Genomic DNA, 18,156 nt, shown 5'->3' on the forward strand with positions numbered 1-18,156 from the left:
AGTATTTATCAGCTATAATGGACAATTCCAACTATTCAGAAGAGGATGCTATTGAATCGGCAATGGTTGGTCAAGAGGATGGGTATAGGTACTTGCTTACAAAATACCAGAGGTATGCGTTCTCGATTGCCATTGGGATTGTTAGAAATGAAGAAAATGCGGAAGAGGTTGTGCAGGATTCATTTATTAGGATTTTCAAACATATTTCCAAGTTCAACAAGTCGGGTAAGTTTTCTACTTGGTTGTATCGTATAGTATACAATACCTCACTAACCAGCTTAAGGAGGAAAAGAAAAATAGATTTTCTTTCATTGAACGAGCCAGAAAATTATGACCTAGAAATTCCCGACAACTATTCGAACGGATTCGATGATCTGATGAAAGGCGATAAAGTCAAATTCGTAAATAAGGCTATAGCGAGGCTTTCGGAAGCTGAAAACCTAGCGATTATACTCTACTATACGAATGAGTGCTCGATTACTGAGATTTCACAGATTACGGGATGGAATACATCTACAATCAAAACAAGGCTTTACAGGGGAAGGCAAAATTTATACTTAGAACTTTCCAAGCTATTGGGAAATGAAGCTAAAGAAATATGATGAAAAAATTGAATTTGAACAACCAGGTTGATGAAGACGACGAAAAGTTGATATGCCTTCTTAGGACATCTATAAGTCGGGAAGCCTCCGAACAATTTGTAGATAACACTTTACAGAAGTTCTTGACTCTAAAAGTAAACAGAAAGAAACTCTACAAACCTTTAAAATTGCCGTTGTACTTGATGATGGTTATAGGGTTGATTCTTTCGGCACCTGTCCTTATTATGTTGAACTCTCAGGTATCCCCTTCCGATTTTGGGCTTGAGTTGGGGAATTTCATTGAAAACATGTTGTTTCAACTGGATTCTTGGTATACACTAACCCCGTTGCTGTTAGCATTGGTTTTAATGTCTGTCGTTTGGATTGAGTTAGGCCTAGTCAAATTTCAAAATCCTTTTGTATAATCGTTTTCAAAGTAAAAGAAGCCCGTAAAACCAACGTTTAAAGGCCTTTTTCAACGCGATAGAAAGAAGATTTAGAAATCCCAGCTTTTTTACAGGCGAGCTTTATTTGTAGATTTCTTTTATCATATAGATACTTTGCATAATAATATTTTTCAATTGTTTCCTTTTTAGAGCCTTTCGGTCGACCCAGTAGTTTGTTCCTCCGTCTGGCATTTTCAAGGCCAACTTTGGTCCTTTCACTAATCAGATTTCTCTCAAACTCTGCAACCGCTGCAAATATTTGTAACAAAAATTTACCATTCGCAGACTTGGTATCAAATTCCGGTTCGCTCAAGCTTTTAAAATAAACTCCGGCTTCGTTGAACTTGTCTATGAGTTCTACCATATTTTTCAATGAGCGAAAAACCCGGTCATTTTTATACGCAATCACAGTATCCCCTGCTCTCATATACTTCAACAATTCGTTGAGACCTTTCCTATCGCTTCGGGCTCCGCTTGCTATATCGGTGTAGATCTTTTCACAACCTGCCTTTTTCAGTAGGTCTATTTGGATTTCCAATTTTTGGTCTGGGGTTGATACCCTGGCATATCCGAAAGTCATTGTTGAGTTACCTAAAATACCCTATTAACATGGTTATAAAGCAAGTTGAAATGAGCCAACACTAGTCCAAATCAGGCCGGAACTCAAGTAAATCCCCTGGTTGGCAATCCAAAACCTTACACAAAAGTTCCAGAGTACTGAAGCGTACCGCCCTTGCCTTCCCCTGCTTCAGGATGGAAAGATTGGAGAGGGTAATCCCCACCTCTTCGGACAATCTGTTCAGGGACATTTTCCTCTTGGCCATCATCACATCCAGGTTTACTACTATGGCCATATTCTAAATGGTTAGGTTGTTGTCCTCCCTGTACTCGATACCTATTCTAAAGATCTCCGAGAGAACAAGCATCAAAAAACCGAAAAACAGCGGCCACAATTCAACACTGTTCACAAATTCGTATCCCCTAAAATGGGCATTCAAAAACCAGGTATAGCCTATCCCAAAGAAATAGGCCACAATTGGGTAGACCAGTAAAATTGTCCCTATTGAACGGATCCTCTTTAAGTTGGACTTTAGAAAAGGATCGTTGGATGCAAAACTCGTCAGGATTTTTCGAATCAGTAAGGTAATCACCAAAAAGGGCAAGGCGATGATCAGTACGCCCAACAACATGAGGACATTGGCATGCCAATCGTCCGTTGTATCGAAAAGCAATCTTCCTTTGGTTAGTTCTAGACCATTGACAATTATACCATCATCTATTGCAGAAATGTCTTCCTGAACCTTGGTCACAAACGAAACGGGCCAGGAAAAGGTATTCTGGGGACTGAAACTATTGGCTATGAACTTCAGCAGGACCAAACCAAGAATAACCAGTTGCGAATACCATAGAAAATTGACCAAATACAGGAGCCAGACCGAAAGTGATTTTTTGCCCAGGTAATTTATTTTTTTCATATCTCAGATAATTTTTGTCGTTGCTCAATCGGTTTGTCCCGTTTTGTCAGTGTTCCAGGACCTTATGCGCTTCCATTTCCATATCAGAACCCCGAACAGGACATAGCCGATGTTGGAGGCAATCAAAAAGAGTAATAACACTGGCAGACCTGGCCCAGGATCTTGGCCATTTTGGACAAGCTGTTCCGTGGCGTAGACCAGGGCCGTATCGCTCGGTCCAGAAACCAACAGATGGTCGTTTCCTACATTGCAACCCCAATGGATCCCGATGGCAAAGTAAATCGTCCCGGAACTTAGCAACGCAGTGGAAAACAGCAGGTGCGAAATGAACAGGGCGATACTGTAGAACAGAGCCTCAAATAATCCCATGTTGAACACATTGTGCATGGCGATGAAAATCAGCCCAAAAATGATGTTCGCCACGGTGACACTGCTTATTTCAATGGTCTTTTTGAAGCAGTAGGATCGAATGAGGAACTGCTGTGCAGCCGCCATGGGCAGCAGGATCAGAATGGGTTCGGCCAAGGCGAGGATATCGATACTGGCATTGAGATGTAGCATATCACCCTTCAATATTGATCGGGCAAGGAAGTTGAAGGACTCAGCAATAAGACCAAGTAAAAGGCCCAGGGGCAAAAACCACAGATTTCTTCCTTTAAGATCGAATCCCAAAGCGCCCAAATCCTTGTTCTCGCTCCGGTACATCAACCAGTTGACCATTATGAACAGGATCAGTCCGACAGGTATAATATAATTTAGAATGCCGGGTAAACGGATCAATGAACTGACCAAAAGAGCGGCAAGCATCAATAGGGCTCCCAGGACTAGGCGGGATCCATTGGGGTGGGACTTGAATGGGCCCAAAGGCTTTTTGCTTACTGTGCTAGTTTGCATGATACTATCTGAGCTTTGATAGTCAAATATATTAATTTTTATTGATAAACAATAAATATTTAATGAATAAAAACAAATTTTATAATTAAATACACGACCAGCATTCTGAAATTACATAGATGGGAAGTCTAATTTGAAAACGAGGTATTGATTATTTATTGGTTCGTAAAAACCAACGATTCTTGGGAATCTCGCATCGATCTTCTTTTTTTCCCCTTTAATTGCCATTGAGCCGGATTCAATCCCTTTTTCGAGTCTTATCAAATAAAAAGTGACAAATCCCATAATTTTACAGAAATGGGCTGTCTTCGGTCCAATCCTTGAAGGATTGGATTATCAAGTACCTTTATTCAAAGTTGGAGGAATCCTAATATTAAAGCCATTGAACCAAGAAGAACTGTTTTTCAATTTAAATCCTGTCAATTTTTTTATCATCTCAGGGCTTGTCCAGAATTTGATCCTGTCTGGAATTTTGTTTTTCAGACATGGGAATAGACCTATTGCCAATAGGATGCTATCCTTGACCTTAATGATCGTAAGCCTGCATTTGGCATACCTGATGATCTTGGACACCAACCTTGACAACATGAGTCCCTATCTACTTTGGATTCCCTTCTCGTATCTGACAGCTTTGGGTCCTCTCATCTATTTTTATGCCAAGGCACTCACCAATATCAGTTTTGGTTGGTCAAAAAAAAGTTTTTGGCACTTCATTCCCGTTACAATAGAGACAGCGCTTCAAATATTTAACATTGTCTACTGCATCAAGCATGATCAACTTTTCTACAATACTCCTTTTTATTTTTATATGGCGCCAATGTTATATGTTTGGACGGCCGGTTCCCTCCTATACTATCTAAATCTTTCCCTTGGTGTTATCAAGTCACATGAGAACTGGGCGTTGGAGAATTTTTCCAATCTGAAGGAGATAACATTGGTATGGCTTCATAAACTAATAGTGCACTATCGGTTGTTATGGATGATCTGGGTTCCATTTGTGACCATATTCCTGTTGTTCTTTAGGTTTCAACTACAATATCTTGGAATAGTTCTTACACTTTACCTCCTATTACTTGCAATGACCTACCTGACCTTTTGGATAGGTTTGCAAGGCTTGGTGCACGCCAATGCCATTACCTTGAAACGAAACACTAGACCAAGGGACAATAAAAACTTTGGTCATTTGTCGCAATCCCAAATTCAAGCTTATGTAAAAGGTTTCGAAGCTCTCATGTCAAGGGACAAAGCTTATCTGGATGAAAATTTGAGCCTCACTGAGTTCGCATCGCTTCTAAATTTGGACTCCAACCTTGTTTCCTACATTCTAAACAACCATTTAAAAAGCAATTTTCACGATTTTGTGAACCAATACCGAATCAAGGAGGTAAAAAAAAGATTGACCGATCCTGCATACGATAACATTACTTTACTTGGAATAGCTCTTGATTCTGGTTTCAATTCCAAGACCACTTTTAATCGGGTTTTCAAGAAAATAACAGGGATTACCCCTACTGAGTTCCAAAAAATGGGGAAACAAGATTCTACTGAATAAGTACCATCCCTCATTATGGGGCGCACATTGTTGAATAACATTGTTGTTTTGGGCCATTGATCCATAACAACAAGACTATGTATAAAATTGTGCTCGCTTTGATATTACTCAATCCAATAATTGGCCAAGGTCAAAAAAAGGTTGAGATAGCTAACCATGATATTCTTTTGCAAAAGGCATTATCGGAACCTAATCGGCAAGAAATTGATAACATACTCTTTGGCCTGAGACAAAAGGACATATCCCCTAAAAACGTGACGGTCCATGATTCCATAGTTATTTCAAACGGAAACAAACTGTATGTTCTCTCCCATAGTGTGGAAGGGAACAGGCATTATGGTGCCGTTATCCTCCCTATGACAATGTCGCACCACAAATTGCCCATAATCGTTTTTGCGACAGGTGGTGATGGTATGCATTCGGAATTTGACATCAGTATGGATTTCAACCATAGAGCGGTTCAATTTCCCAACTTTTTAGGCGGAGGACTGGATAAGGAGTTTATCGTTGCAATTCCATCCTTTAGAGGACAACAACTTATTATTGGCAATAAAAAATATCTTTCAGAAGGAAATGTAGGTGATTCCTTTGACGGCGCTACTACCGATGCACTTGGATTCTTAAACGTGGTTCTTAAAACATTTGACCGTTCAGATGAAAAGCGTATTGCCATCTTTGGTGGCAGTAGAGGCGGTACCGTAGCTCTTCTTGCCAGCATACGGGACAAACGAATAAAGAGGGCCATCGCCGTCGCCGCACCCACGGATATGAAGGCACTTCAAGCATTGTACCCAGATCAATTCAAATTGTTGTTCTTTAATGATCTGTTAGCAGGAAAAATTTCCGAAAGCGAGGCTAGGCGAAGGTTTATAGCCAGTTCCCCCATCCATTTTATCAGGGAACTCCCCTTGGTCCAGTTGCACCATGATATAGGTGATCCATTTGTGCCGATCCAATTTGCCAAGGACCTGGCATGCGGGATGATCGAAAACGACCAAATTGTCCAGTCCTATTTCTACCATGAGGGCATTCATGGGTTTTGGAGTGATTCTAGGTACTGGTACAGGGTACAGGATTTTGTCAAGAAAATGGTCAAATAACCGGCAATAACCTCCGTATCGAGAAAACACCATGGTTATCTATGGAAAAACCGGGCTGCACACCTGTACCAATTCCTGATGACACAATTTTTCAAGTGCTTATTTTGAGCCTGTTTTTTTGAGGTAGGGTATAAATGAATTGTTTAACGATTGATACAGAATGCAAATTTAATGTACATCCAAAAATATTTGAACGATGAAGAAAATAGTTGTTTTGTTATCCATTCTGACATGCTTCGGCTGCAATCAAGAAAATCGAGAAAAATATGCTATCGTATCCGGCAGAATCCATCAGCAAAAGGTACATGAACTTATACTGATGAGCAGGGAAAGTGAATTTGAAAAAGTGATATCAGTGACCAAAAATGGGCATTTTGCAGATACCATAAAACTGCAACTGGGACATTACGAACTTAATGATGGCAAGAACACTACTTTTCTAGTTTTGGAACCTGGGGACAATATTGAGATCACATATAACGGAAGTGATCACCATAACACGGTGCACCTGAGTGGGAACGGTGTTGAAAAAACTGAATATCTAATAGCAAAGAACAAAAAGCTAAAAGAACTTATCCGTAACCTAAAGCAGCTTTACCAATTGGACGAAGCAAGCTTTAAAAACAAATTTGACAATATAAAAACCGTCTTATTGGATACCCTGTACTCGTTTGATGGCCTATCCACTAGGTTTAGGGAGCTTGAGTCAAGGAACATTGAATATTATATCCTAAGTCGGTATATCAGTTATGGTCCATCGCACGCAGCTATAAACAAGGATCCAGATTTTCAGGTTTCCGATGGTTTTTCACAAGAACTAAAGGATATTGACTATAACAGGGAGGAGGACTTCGTTTTCTCGAAAAATTACCAATATCTTATAAAATCACATTATAGAACATACGCGAGAGAACTAATGAACAAGGATTCCATTCCTGATTATTTATCCTGGATCAAGACCGTGGAAACTATTCCCAGTGAGATTATTCGAAACAAATTGCTATTGGACAATGCCATAAACGAAATCACCTACACAAAGGATGTGGAGAGTTTTTATAAGACTCACCTTTCCGCGATCAGCAATGAGATCTACAAGTCAAAAGTCACTGAAACATACGAAAAGCTAAAATCCCTTGATAGTGGCCGGTACTCACCCAAATTCACTGATTACGAAAACTATGACGGAACGACCACATCATTGGACGACCTGGAGGGCAAATATGTTTACATTGACATCTGGGCGACTTGGTGCGCTCCATGCATTGTGGAAATTCCCCATTTGAAAGAGCTGGAAAAAGAATATCAGGGAAGAAATATTGCATTTGTTAGCATTTCGATAGATAATGCCAAAGATCATGACAAATGGGAGAAAATGATTGAGCTAAAGAAAATGCAGGGTATCCAATTGTTTTCCGATCAAAGTTGGAATTCCAGTTTCATAAAAGATTACCTTATTAATGGTATCCCACGTTTTATATTGATCGATCCCGAGGGTAAAATTATCAGTTCCGACGCTCCTAGGCCCTCTGAACCAGCTCTCATGGAGTTGTTAAGTAATCTGAAGACATAGATAGTCATGCTCTTAAATGGATCTCTAAATATTTTGAAAGATCCGTTTCCTAATAATGCAACTGTTTAAAGGTGATCGTGAAAAACACAATTTAAAATTTCTGTTTTTGATAGTGTAGCAAAACCAACAATTCATGGGAATCCACTCTTTCTTCCTAATCCGTCCAATTAATTTGTCGTCTCCCGAGATTCTTTAGTTTGACAGAACCAATAATTAAAATGCGTATTTTATAAGTAGCTAATAGTTATATTACCATGATTATAAACTGAAGTTGGCCCCAAATATGACACCCAAATTCATAATACTGTCTTCAATTATTTCTCTATCGATAATTGGCTGTTCACCTAAGTCCGAGAAACGGGTTGACTTACGGAAAGTTCAAAATTTAACAGCTTTGGCGAAGGTTTATGGAATAGTCAAATATTTTCACCCAAGTGACGAGGCCTACAATTTGGACTGGGACAAATTTGCCATTTATTCGGCTGAAGAAATATTAAAATGCAGCACTCAAGAACAGTTTACTCAAACATTGGATTTACTTTTTTTACCAATAATGCCAGCACTAAAATCTGACAGCCTCCCGGATAATGAGGCACTTTCGGAAATATTTTGGCACCACCAAGGAGTTGGTTTTGGAATGAAAAACAAGAATGGTCCTTACTCCAGTGAACGTCTTAAAATAAACCAAACCAATGATACTATAGCTTACCGCCCTCATTTTGGGGACAGGGTGAATATTGAACTTGGAAAGGGCGAAGTATTCTCAGTTCCAATTGTCCTTTTACATGGTGAAAACGGAACACTTCCAAAATCCGACTCTAAAAAACTAGAAATCCTAAACCAAAAGCTGGATAATTTTAAGGTGGATAAAAATGGACTGGCGTTTCGGCTTGGCAATGTTATAAATGCCTATAACGTATTCCAGCACTTCTTTCCATATTTTGAGGTTTTAAGTATCGATTGGGAACAAGAGTTAAAAGATGCCATCGTTAAATCTTTTACAGATTCCTCAAAATCTGAACACATTACTACTCTACAGAAATTTACAGCTCCATTAAAAGATGGCCACATTTCGATTAACGCTATTGGAGAAGAGCCAAAAAACTTTTACCCACCTATTTCCTGGGAATGGATACAAAACACTCTGGTAATAACAAAAGTTTGGAGCAAAGACCTAAATCTCAACATAGGAGACAGGGTCTTAAAAATAAACGGTCAAGATTCTAATGACTATTTCGATGAGATAGAGTCAAGGATATCGGCGGGCACAACGGGTTGGTTGCGCTATAGGTCAGAAATTGAGTCTTTGCTAGGACAAAAAAATTCCAAGATTGCCATTGAAGTTAATGGAAAAGAAATTGAGTTAACTAGAAATATGGATGTTTATGACCAAAACAAAGGCTTTAATCCCTATGAAAAATTTAAGAATAATATCCATTATTTAAATCTCACATTATTAGATTGGGAGACCATAGAATATCTCTTACCTGAATTGGAGAAATCAAGTGGGATTATTTGCGATTTAAGGGGTTACCCCAATGGACAGCAAAAATTGATAAATCATCTGCTTAAAAATGCGGATACTGCAAAAGGCTGGTTAAGAATACCAAAAATTGTCTTTCCCAACCAGAAAAACATTACCAACTATGTGGAAGGTAACTGGAATGAAATGATGGTACCTAAACAACCTTTTCTAGGTGATAAGAATATCGTTTTCATTACGAATGGAAGTGCAATAAGCTACGCTGAAAGCATCATCGGTTTTGTAAAAGGTTATAATCTAGCTACCCTTGTAGGACAACCTACGGCTGGCACAAATGGAAATTATAATACCTTTAGGTTACCGGGAAATATTGAAATCAATTGGACTGGAATGAAAGTTTTAAAGCTTGACGGAACACCGCTACATGCAATAGGGTTTTTACCAGATATTTATGTGGAAAAAACTATTAATGGTGTGGTTAGTGGCAAGGATGAGTATTTGGAGAAAGCTATTGAAATTATCAATATGAAAACGACTTCCTCAAGATAGGTATCTTATTAAAAGCCTTTGTTCGAGAAAACCAACATTTTCTGGGATTCTACTATTTCTTTCCATTCTGTGTCATCAACTCGCCATTTTAAGAGACTTTGCTGCTTACGGGATTCGCTGCACTAAAATTTATACTTTTATTGCACACATAGTGTGAATATGAATAATGATCATATTCAATTGTTGGCATTAATTTGGAAAAGACTGCTTACATAGACAACAACATAATTGTGGATTTAGAAGATGGAGTTATTAACAAACAAAATCTTCTGAATACTGTTGATCAAAACATTTCTGAGTTTTTCTATTCAGCTGCACACTTGGAGGAAGCTTATGAAATAAAAAGTAACTCCTCAGAAGAAAAGAAACGCTCGCTGTTAAGAAGATTCAAGACTATAACTGATTTGACAGACAACAACTATGTACTTCACGAATTACCATCCAATCGGATTATACGATACAAAGAAACCCCTTCTGAGGTATATAGAACAATAACTTTTGTAGGTTTTGCTCAGACAATGATGAAGGCAATGACAAATTTTGTTTCGGAAACACAAAAAGAAGAATTCAGAAAAAGCATAAGGTTTGACCCAATTAGAATTAATAACTATAATTCTAAAGAAATAGTCTCTCATATAAACCAAAAAATGGATGTTTGGGGTGGGATGTCACTTTTGGGCATGTTAGACTATTGTATTAGTTTATTTCCTGAAGGTTATGGTGGCCTTCATAATAGAATAGCCGCACTTTTTGAGTTTCTTGATAGTGTTGGATATTGGAAAGATAAGGCGACGGAAAAATCTAATTACGCAAGACTTTGGGACTCCAATCATGCATATTACGCTACTTTTTTTGATTATTTCATCTCAGATGATAAACGAACACGAAATAAGGCAAAAGTAGTTTATGACATTTATGAAATAAAGACTATTCCTATTTCATCTATAGGTAAAACATAAAACTAATGCCAACAATGGCTATAATTCATGCCTACCCGATATCTCCATTTAAATAAATTCCTACATTAGAACAAAAGAAACAACGGCTCGATTTTTCCCCTTTTATGCCTTCCTCTCGCAATCAAAGATTGCTCGTCGGAGGCAGGAATCATAGCCGGATCGTTAGCGGTCAACAGACAAATTAACCAGTTTAACACATTGATAGAAGAATAACCCAAATATCTTAATTTCTATCAATTGGCATATTTGCCAATTACGGTTAATTTCTTTATCTTTGCTTTATAACTTAAAAAGTGGCGGCAACACGATAAATGCGGCATTTAATAAAATGAAAAAAGTAAGTAAAGAATTTTTCGCGAGTGAAAAAGAATTTTTAGCCTATGAATTTAAATCCAAAGCAAGAATTATTGATGATAAAATAGTCGAGGTAATTGCGCCAGATGGAGAAGTTTTTTCAGTTTTAGTTACTACTGGGAAGTACATTGATGAAAAATATCGTCATTATGAATTACACATAATTGAGTGGATTTTTGACCTAAGTTTCTCTCAAGATAAAGAGTTAATGACCCAAAAAATTTGGAATGGTATGTTGTTTAATGGTGTGTCCTTTATGGGAATGAGTCCAGGAGACAAACAAGGAGAAAGAACTCGAATTGGATCAAAAATTCGCGAAATTCGCGAAAAAAAGGGAATAGAAGCAAAAGACTTAGCAAGATTAACGAATATAGATGCTGCGAATCTTAGTAGAATTGAAAAAGGTAAATATTCCGTCGGACTTGACATTCTTTCAAAGCTAGCATCCGCCTTAGGATACCATATTGATATTGTCCCAAAACAATTGTAATCAATATGAAAATCTTACATGAAACTTATAATGACATTCAAGAAGGCTGTTTAAAATAAGAATCCGCTTCGCTAACAACGTGTATGGCTCATTGCGGCTGAAAGGGCCTTTGGACATTTTCTGCAACGAACCATTCACAAAACCGTTAGGGTATTTTTTTGCAGCGCGGTAAAGGGAAGCCTTTTTGTTACTCCTAAATAAATTCAAATCTTATTTGCCATTGTATTTTTTGTGGTATTTTTTAATAATAGCAATATGTCTGTCATCCAAAGAACCTGCCGTGAAAAATGAAATGCCCTTTGCGCCGTTATCATGGGCTTTGATTATGGCATTTTCAAAGTCATCATAGTTATCTCCATAATGACCTGTTAGAATTCCAGTGATCAAATCTTGTCCTTCCTCCAAATCACGAACACCCTCTTGAGTGGTAAATCCAACCCAACCCACGTTTCCTTGATGGTCTTTTTTATAAGCCATTGGGAAAAAGGTATCCAAGTTCCAATGTCCCCAATCTTGACGCACATATTCCCGTGCCAACTGTGGGAAGGGGAAAACCGCAGCCGAAGTTGCTACCCCCTTTTCATGGCACAGATCCACGCATTCGTTGACCAATGAGGTTATGGCATTCATACGGAACTGTTGCCAAGCCGGGTTCTCTTTTCGGTCCTCAAGTTCCATTGGGTCAATGCCAAAGATCTCCTTGTACTTTTTACGGGCATTGGGATGATATCCAAAATCATATTCATCAAGAATGCGGTCTTGTACCAATGGGCCACCTTTATGCTTGTATTTTTTTTGAAGGTCCGCGCCTAGAATCACGTCCACATAGCGAATGTAGTCGAAATGCACGGAGGCTATTCCAGGTATCTCAGCTTTTTGTTTTACCCTACTTTTAATGAATTCCCGAGCGCCTTCAGAAAAGGGGCTTAAGAAGTTATAGTAGCTCACATAGGGGTCATAATCCCTACAATTCTGTCCCAGTGCATTTACCGAATACCATTCGGGGTGCTTTTGCGCCTCTTCCAGGCCACCAATATTCATCATCCATAACCAAGCATGTACTCGAATACCATATTCCTTGGCCAAAGGAATCAGTTCTTTTAATCGTTCTGTACTGGCATTGGGAAGCAAATCCGTTATACCGGCATCTGCCAATCTTTTTAGCCTTGCTCTTTGTTCCTCTTCGCTGGCCTTGCCATTGTTAGCACCTTTGTTGACATCGCCCCAGGCAGTAAAGTAAAATGTTTGGTCAGAGAAACCGTTATCCACATTTTGGGCTTCAACCGCTAGACAAGAGATGAACAAAACGGTAAAAATTAAGCTGGAAATAATCTTCATTGAAATTGGTTTTTGATAATGGGGCGGAAAATAGTTCTTTTCGATTTTAGCTCCCATTTTTTTATATGAATGCCATTGGAAGAACTGCCAACACCTTGTTTTTGGCAACAAAAAAGCCGAGCATTTACTTGGCCTTTCCAGTATAGGTAACAGGACCTGATCTATTGACTTTTTAGTTGTAAGACCCTACTACAATTTATGTAGGTGATTTTCAAATTTTCCGCTCAATTTGGTCATCCTCGTAGTTGAACGAAATTAACTAGCACTTCACCCAATTTAAAAATGGATAGGTTAGTTGTTGTGATGCATTGTTTATTTTCATCGAAAGAACCCCAATCTTAACTACCTTAAACTTGATAGCTTAGCTAGGTCATCAAATACGAATAAGCGACCAGTTAACCAAAATGAAACCGTCCCAGATCGTTTCTTTTTTCATGGACCCTTTTTGGTCCATGCATAAGAATTTTTTCACCCCTTTTGCATTAAAAACATCTTGCAAAAGAGTTTCAATCACATGTACTAATTCCAAAGATCTAGTTATCCAAAACCAACTTGGATTGCTTGGTTTTTGCCTAAACCGATATTTTCCTAATCATTAACCCCTGAAATCATTTAACAATTGAAAAAAATTACTTTACTCTCTTTATTCTTTGTTCTACTGGCAGCTAATACAATAGTTGCACAAACAGATGAGACTCAGCGACCCTTTATCACCACATGGAAAACGGACAACCCTGGATTCTCCAATGATAACCAAATTACTATACCGGTCAATCCTGGTGATTCTCCTCATAATTATAATTATAATGTAGACTGGGGAGATGGAACATTTAGCACGGGAGTTAGGACTAGCATTACACATAACTATAGTGAACCAGGGGTATACAGTGTTTCCATTACTGGAGATTTCCCTAGGATATACTTTAATTTCAATGCTGGGGACAGGAACAAAATAATTGAAGTTAATCAGTGGGGAGATATTGAATGGCCATTTATGGGAAGTGGCTCATTTGCATTTGCCGGTTGCGAAAATCTTGATGTGGTTGCAACGGATGTCCCAGATTTATCGAATGTTACAAGCTTGAAGAGTATGTTTAATGGCTGCAAATCTTTGGTTGGAAATGAAAGTTTCAACAATTGGGATGTGAGCAATGTTATAGTAATGGAGTTTATGTTTTATGGAGCCTCTTCCTTCAATCAAGATATTGGAAATTGGAACATGGCTAGTGCTAGAGATGTCTCCTCTATGTTTGAATTTGCGTCTTCCTTTAACCAGAATCTTAATGGCTGGGATGTTTCGAACGTTGTTGATATGTCGTTCATGTTCAATGGCGCGACTAGTTTTAACGAGGAACTAAATCAATGGAATGTGGGCAATGTACAATCCATGAAAGCAATGTTTCAAGATGCTGTAGCCTTTGACAAAGATTTGAACAACTGGGATGTTTCCAATGTAGTGGATATGTCATTTATGTTCAGTGAGGCAACCAGTTTTAATGGAAACGTTGGCGAATGGCAGGTGGACAAGGTTCAAGATATGAGGCTTATGTTCAGTTACGCAAGATTGTTTAATCAATATATTGGAGAATGGAACGTAGAAAATGCGGTTAACATGAGTTCCATGTTTAGCGGAGCAAGTTTATTCAATCAAGATATTGGCGACTGGGATGTATCGAACGTTACGGATATGCGCGCTATGTTTCAACTTGCCCACACTTTCAACCAATACATTGGTAATTGGGATGTCAGCAAGGTAACAAATATGGGTTTTATGCTCTCGGGGGCAGAATCCTTTAATCAAGATATTGGTGACTGGGATGTATCCAACGTTACGGATATGCGCTCTATGTTTCAAGCTGCCCGCACTTTCAACCAAGACATAAGTAATTGGGATGTCGGCAAGGTAACAAATATGAGTTTTATGCTCGCGGCGGCAGAATCCTTTAATCAAGAAATTGGTGGCTGGAATGTGTCAAATGTAATTGACATGTCTAGATTGTTTAGATCAACACCGAGTTTTGACAAAGACCTTGGCAATTGGGATGTGACAAAAGTGCAGAGCATGGCCGAGATGTTCATAGACGCTGGCCTCTCTAACGAAAATTATGACAAAACGCTTATTGGCTGGAACCAATTACCTTCTTTACAAGGTAATGTTCAATTGGATGCTCCTCAAAATCAATACTGTCTTTCACGGGAAGTTCGCCAGAATATTATTGATGCGTATGGTTGGACGATAAATGATGCCGGTGAGGCAGAAGTTTGCCCACAACCATTTGTTACTACTTGGACCACAACTAATCAAGGTGTGTCAGACAACCATACCATTTCCATTCCTACAGCTCCTGGATTTGATTATGACTATACTGTAGACTGGGGTGACGGCAATTTTGATTTTAATGTTGCAGGGGATATAAGTCATACATATGAAAACCCTGGTACCTATACTGTCGCCATTTCAGGGGTTTTTGGACATATCCGATTCAATAGTTATCCTGGTAATGAGGCAAATAGTGATGCCACCAAACTCATTGAAATAAATCAATGGGGCGATATTCAATGGCAATCCATGTTAGCCTCATTTGCTGGTTGTTCCAATTTGGAAGTTGTAGCAACTGATGTCCCTGATTTGACAAATGTCAATTCTTTGTTTGGAACTTTCAGCTATTGTTCCAGCATGACCGGAGAAAATTCACTCCGTAATTGGGATGTTTCCACCATTACGGATCTTACCCAAACATTCTATGTATGTTCTAATTTCAATGAAGATTTATCCGGTTGGGATGTAAGTAATGTAACCAATATGGTCAACCTATTTGTTACATGTGCCTCATTTAATCAAGATATATCGAGTTGGGATGTGTCAAATGTAAAAAACATGTTAGGCATGTTTTATGGGGCTACTGCTTTTAACCAACCTATTGGCAACTGGAATGTTGGGCAGGTTGAAAATATGAGCAATATGTTCTCTTATGCCAACTCGTTTGATCAGGATCTAAATGATTGGGATATTAGTAGTGTGGTTGATTTGAGTTTTATGTTTAGTTTCAATAGTGTTTTCAACCAGGATATTAGCAATTGGAACGTAGCCAATGTACAAAATATGGATGCGTTGTTCCAGGCCTCAGTCTTCAATCAAGATATTTCTTCTTGGAACATCTCTATGACGAATAGTATGAAATACATGTTCAACAACTCTAGTTTTTCAGATGAAAATTATGATAAGATTTTAATGGGTTGGAGTCAATTGCCAACGCTCCAGAACGGAGTCCAATTGGACGCCCTCCAAAATCAGTATTGTGAGGCGGCAGATGCCCGCCAAGGTATCATCGATGCGTATGGTTGGGTCATCAATGACGGTGGTGCGGACACAGAACTGCCAATTGCCATTTGTCAGGACATTACCGTACAGCTTAACGGTGAAGGGTTTGCCACGATAACGGCCGCTGATATTGATAATGGTTCCAATGATAACTGTGGTATTGAGGGTCTATCGATAAGTTCTTCCAATTTTACATCCGAGAATATAGGTGAAAATACCGTTACCTTGACCGTGACCGATGCCAATGGGAATACAGCCAGCTGTGACGCACAAGTAATGGTAGTAGCTCCATTATGGCTTGAGGATTTCAATGAACTTTCCAATGGTACAGCAGTTGACAACGGTTCCACGGCTTGGAGTGCTATACGGGATGGAGGAGTGTTCGAGGTCTTTGATGGCAGGTTCCGGGTCAATGGTTCGGGCTCAGGCCCAGGTACTTGGACTTCGGAGATTATTCCGATAAGTGGTACCGTGTCGGTCTCATTGGATGTCGACGATTCCGATCAAAAGAAAGAGCGGGCGGATTACCTTCGAGCCCTTTACATATTGGACGGTGGAACCCCCGTGGAATTTGGTTTTGTTTCTGACGACATAGAACCACAGACCTTCACCGTTGACAATCTTACAGGTAGTACTTTACAGATTGTTGTAGAGTCCGAGGTCAGTGGTTCCCCTGAGAATTATTATATAGATAACGTTGTGGTCCTAGGAGAACCTACCAGTGGGTCTTCCTATACGCTAACTGTGAACAGTGGAAGTGGTGATGGTACCTATGAGGCAGGTGAGGTAGTCAACATTGTGGCGGATGCTGCTCCTTCGGGCCAGCAGTTCGAGGCATGGACCGGGGATATTGGAGCTGTCTCTGATATCAACAGTGCAACTACAACTTTAACAATGCCCTCTGCTAATGCAGAGATTACCGCCACCTACAGCACCATTCCCTCAGGCGGAACCATATGGCTAGAGGATTTCGAGGACCTCGTAAATGGTGCAACAGTGGACAATGGCTCAACGGCTTGGAACTCCACACGCGATAATGGGGTATTCGAAGTCCTAAATGGCAGGTTCCGCACAAATGGTTCGAGTTCTGGCCCAGGCACCTGGACTTCTGAAGTGATTTCAATAAGTGGTGCAGTATCAATTTCCATGGACGTTGACGATTCGGACCAGAAGAAAGAGCGGGCCGACTACCTTCGGGCCTATTATGTATTGGATGGTGGAACACCGGTAATGTTTGGTTCGGTTTCAGACGATATAGACCCACAAACCATCACAGCAGAGAATCTTTCGGGCAGTACCATTCAGATTATTGTAGAGTCAAAAGTCAGTGGTTCACCTGAAAATTACTATATCGATAATATAGCAGTATCTGGTTTTTCAACAAACTTAACTGCGCGGATTGGAGATAATGCAGAAAGTAATACCCCTAAAAGTAGGAGTCCTTTTGAGATTAAATTATATCCGAATCCGGCAACAACACAGGTAACCACAACTTTTGATGAGGCTGTTGAACTAATAGACATTAAGGTGTTTGACATGACAGGCCGCCTAGTTAAAGTTCATAAGGTAGCGGATCAAAAAATGAAAGTGAATTATTCAATGAATGTGAATGAACTACCAAGTGGCACTTACTTTATTATTATGGAAGATGCCAAAGGGAAGCAATTTCGTAAGCAAATGGTTATTGGAAATTAACCCAAAACCAACTTAAAATAGAAGTCCTTCGATCACAGATAGATTGAAGGACTTTTTTTTTGGTAAACCTTTACGCTTCTCCTGTCTGTTTTGGTCCATAAAAAAAGTCACAACCTTCAACAGATCATGACTTTCCTAGTAGCGGGAACAGGACTCGAACCTGTGACCTTCGGGTTATGAGCTCCCCAATGGGGCACAAAACCTGGTCTTTTTCCGCCAATTTTGTCCAAAAACGTGTACGGTATCGTGTACGGTTTTAATACCCCAAAATAGGAAAATTTGGGCTAGTTTTTCAGATTTCAATAGTCGATTATTATGTAGATATAACACTGGGACGATTAATGGGTG

Annotated in this window: 14 protein-coding genes; 9 read left to right on the plus strand and 5 right to left on the minus strand. The window is 39.3% G+C overall.

The annotated features are described in order from the left end of the window. Nucleotides 1-17 precede the first annotated feature (17 nt). Together ACOOE0_RS06625 and ACOOE0_RS06630 are read left to right on the plus strand one after the other, a co-directional pair. Nucleotides 18-602 carry an RNA polymerase sigma factor gene (locus ACOOE0_RS06625; RefSeq protein WP_420401681.1) on the plus strand — a complete coding sequence of 195 codons (585 nt, stop codon included), beginning with the start codon at nt 18-20 and terminating at the stop codon, nt 600-602. Further along, nucleotides 599-1,006 (plus strand): hypothetical protein, encoded by a 408-nt coding sequence (locus ACOOE0_RS06630; protein WP_420401682.1) that lies wholly within the window; start codon nt 599-601, stop codon nt 1,004-1,006. The genes ACOOE0_RS06625 and ACOOE0_RS06630 overlap by 4 nt, the downstream gene beginning before the upstream one ends. Before the next feature lie 37 nt (nt 1,007-1,043). Here ACOOE0_RS06630 and ACOOE0_RS06635 read toward each other — a convergent pair whose 3' ends face one another. The 4 genes from ACOOE0_RS06635 to ACOOE0_RS06650 form a co-directional block, all read right to left on the minus strand. Next, a complete protein-coding gene (locus ACOOE0_RS06635) occupies nt 1,044-1,565 on the minus strand; it encodes a recombinase family protein (protein WP_420401683.1) in 522 nt (173 codons plus the stop codon). 103 nt (nt 1,566-1,668) lie between these two features. Then, entirely contained in the window at nt 1,669-1,881 is a 213-nt protein-coding gene (locus ACOOE0_RS06640; RefSeq protein ID WP_420401684.1) for a helix-turn-helix domain-containing protein, read from the minus strand. 3 nt (nt 1,882-1,884) lie between these two features. Beyond that, nucleotides 1,885-2,502 (minus strand): DUF2975 domain-containing protein, encoded by a 618-nt coding sequence (locus tag ACOOE0_RS06645; protein WP_420401685.1) that lies wholly within the window; start codon nt 2,500-2,502, stop codon nt 1,885-1,887. Between the two features lie 24 nt (nt 2,503-2,526). Then, on the minus strand, nt 2,527-3,396 hold the full coding sequence (locus ACOOE0_RS06650) for a type II CAAX prenyl endopeptidase Rce1 family protein (RefSeq protein ID WP_420401686.1): 870 nt from the start codon (nt 3,394-3,396) through the stop codon (nt 2,527-2,529). 328 nt (nt 3,397-3,724) lie between these two features. On the opposite strand from ACOOE0_RS06650, the gene ACOOE0_RS06655 reads away from it, so the two are divergent. The 6 genes from ACOOE0_RS06655 (at nt 3,725) to ACOOE0_RS06680 (ending at nt 11,453) form a co-directional block, all read left to right on the plus strand. Then, a complete protein-coding gene (locus ACOOE0_RS06655; RefSeq protein ID WP_420401687.1) occupies nt 3,725-4,948 on the plus strand; it encodes a helix-turn-helix domain-containing protein in 1,224 nt (407 codons plus the stop codon). 167 nt (nt 4,949-5,115) lie between these two features. Beyond that, a complete protein-coding gene (locus ACOOE0_RS06660; RefSeq protein WP_420401688.1) occupies nt 5,116-6,048 on the plus strand; it encodes an alpha/beta hydrolase family protein in 933 nt (310 codons plus the stop codon). 196 nt (nt 6,049-6,244) lie between these two features. Then, nucleotides 6,245-7,618, plus strand: a complete 1,374-nt coding sequence (locus ACOOE0_RS06665) for a TlpA family protein disulfide reductase (protein WP_420401689.1) — start codon at nt 6,245-6,247, stop codon at nt 7,616-7,618. A 394-nt stretch (nt 7,619-8,012) separates the two neighbouring features. After that, on the plus strand, nt 8,013-9,650 hold the full coding sequence (locus tag ACOOE0_RS06670; RefSeq protein WP_420401690.1) for a S41 family peptidase: 1,638 nt from the start codon (nt 8,013-8,015) through the stop codon (nt 9,648-9,650). 194 nt (nt 9,651-9,844) lie between these two features. Then, nucleotides 9,845-10,609 (plus strand): hypothetical protein, encoded by a 765-nt coding sequence (locus ACOOE0_RS06675; protein ID WP_420401691.1) that lies wholly within the window; start codon nt 9,845-9,847, stop codon nt 10,607-10,609. A gap of 274 nt (nt 10,610-10,883) precedes the next feature. Then, entirely contained in the window at nt 10,884-11,453 is a 570-nt protein-coding gene (locus tag ACOOE0_RS06680; protein ID WP_420401692.1) for a helix-turn-helix domain-containing protein, read from the plus strand. Nucleotides 11,454-11,663: 210 nt separating this feature from the next. Here ACOOE0_RS06680 and ACOOE0_RS06685 read toward each other — a convergent pair whose 3' ends face one another. Next, on the minus strand, nt 11,664-12,791 hold the full coding sequence (locus ACOOE0_RS06685) for a family 10 glycosylhydrolase (protein ID WP_420401693.1): 1,128 nt from the start codon (nt 12,789-12,791) through the stop codon (nt 11,664-11,666). Nucleotides 12,792-13,410: 619 nt separating this feature from the next. Between ACOOE0_RS06685 and ACOOE0_RS06690 the strand changes: the two genes are divergently transcribed. Further along, nucleotides 13,411-17,808 carry a BspA family leucine-rich repeat surface protein gene (locus tag ACOOE0_RS06690; RefSeq protein WP_420401694.1) on the plus strand — a complete coding sequence of 1,466 codons (4,398 nt, stop codon included), beginning with the start codon at nt 13,411-13,413 and terminating at the stop codon, nt 17,806-17,808. The last annotated feature ends 348 nt before the right edge of the window (nt 17,809-18,156 follow it).

The organism is Flagellimonas sp., from assembly GCF_965215805.1.
Classification (GTDB): Bacteria; Bacteroidota; Bacteroidia; order Flavobacteriales; family Flavobacteriaceae; genus Flagellimonas.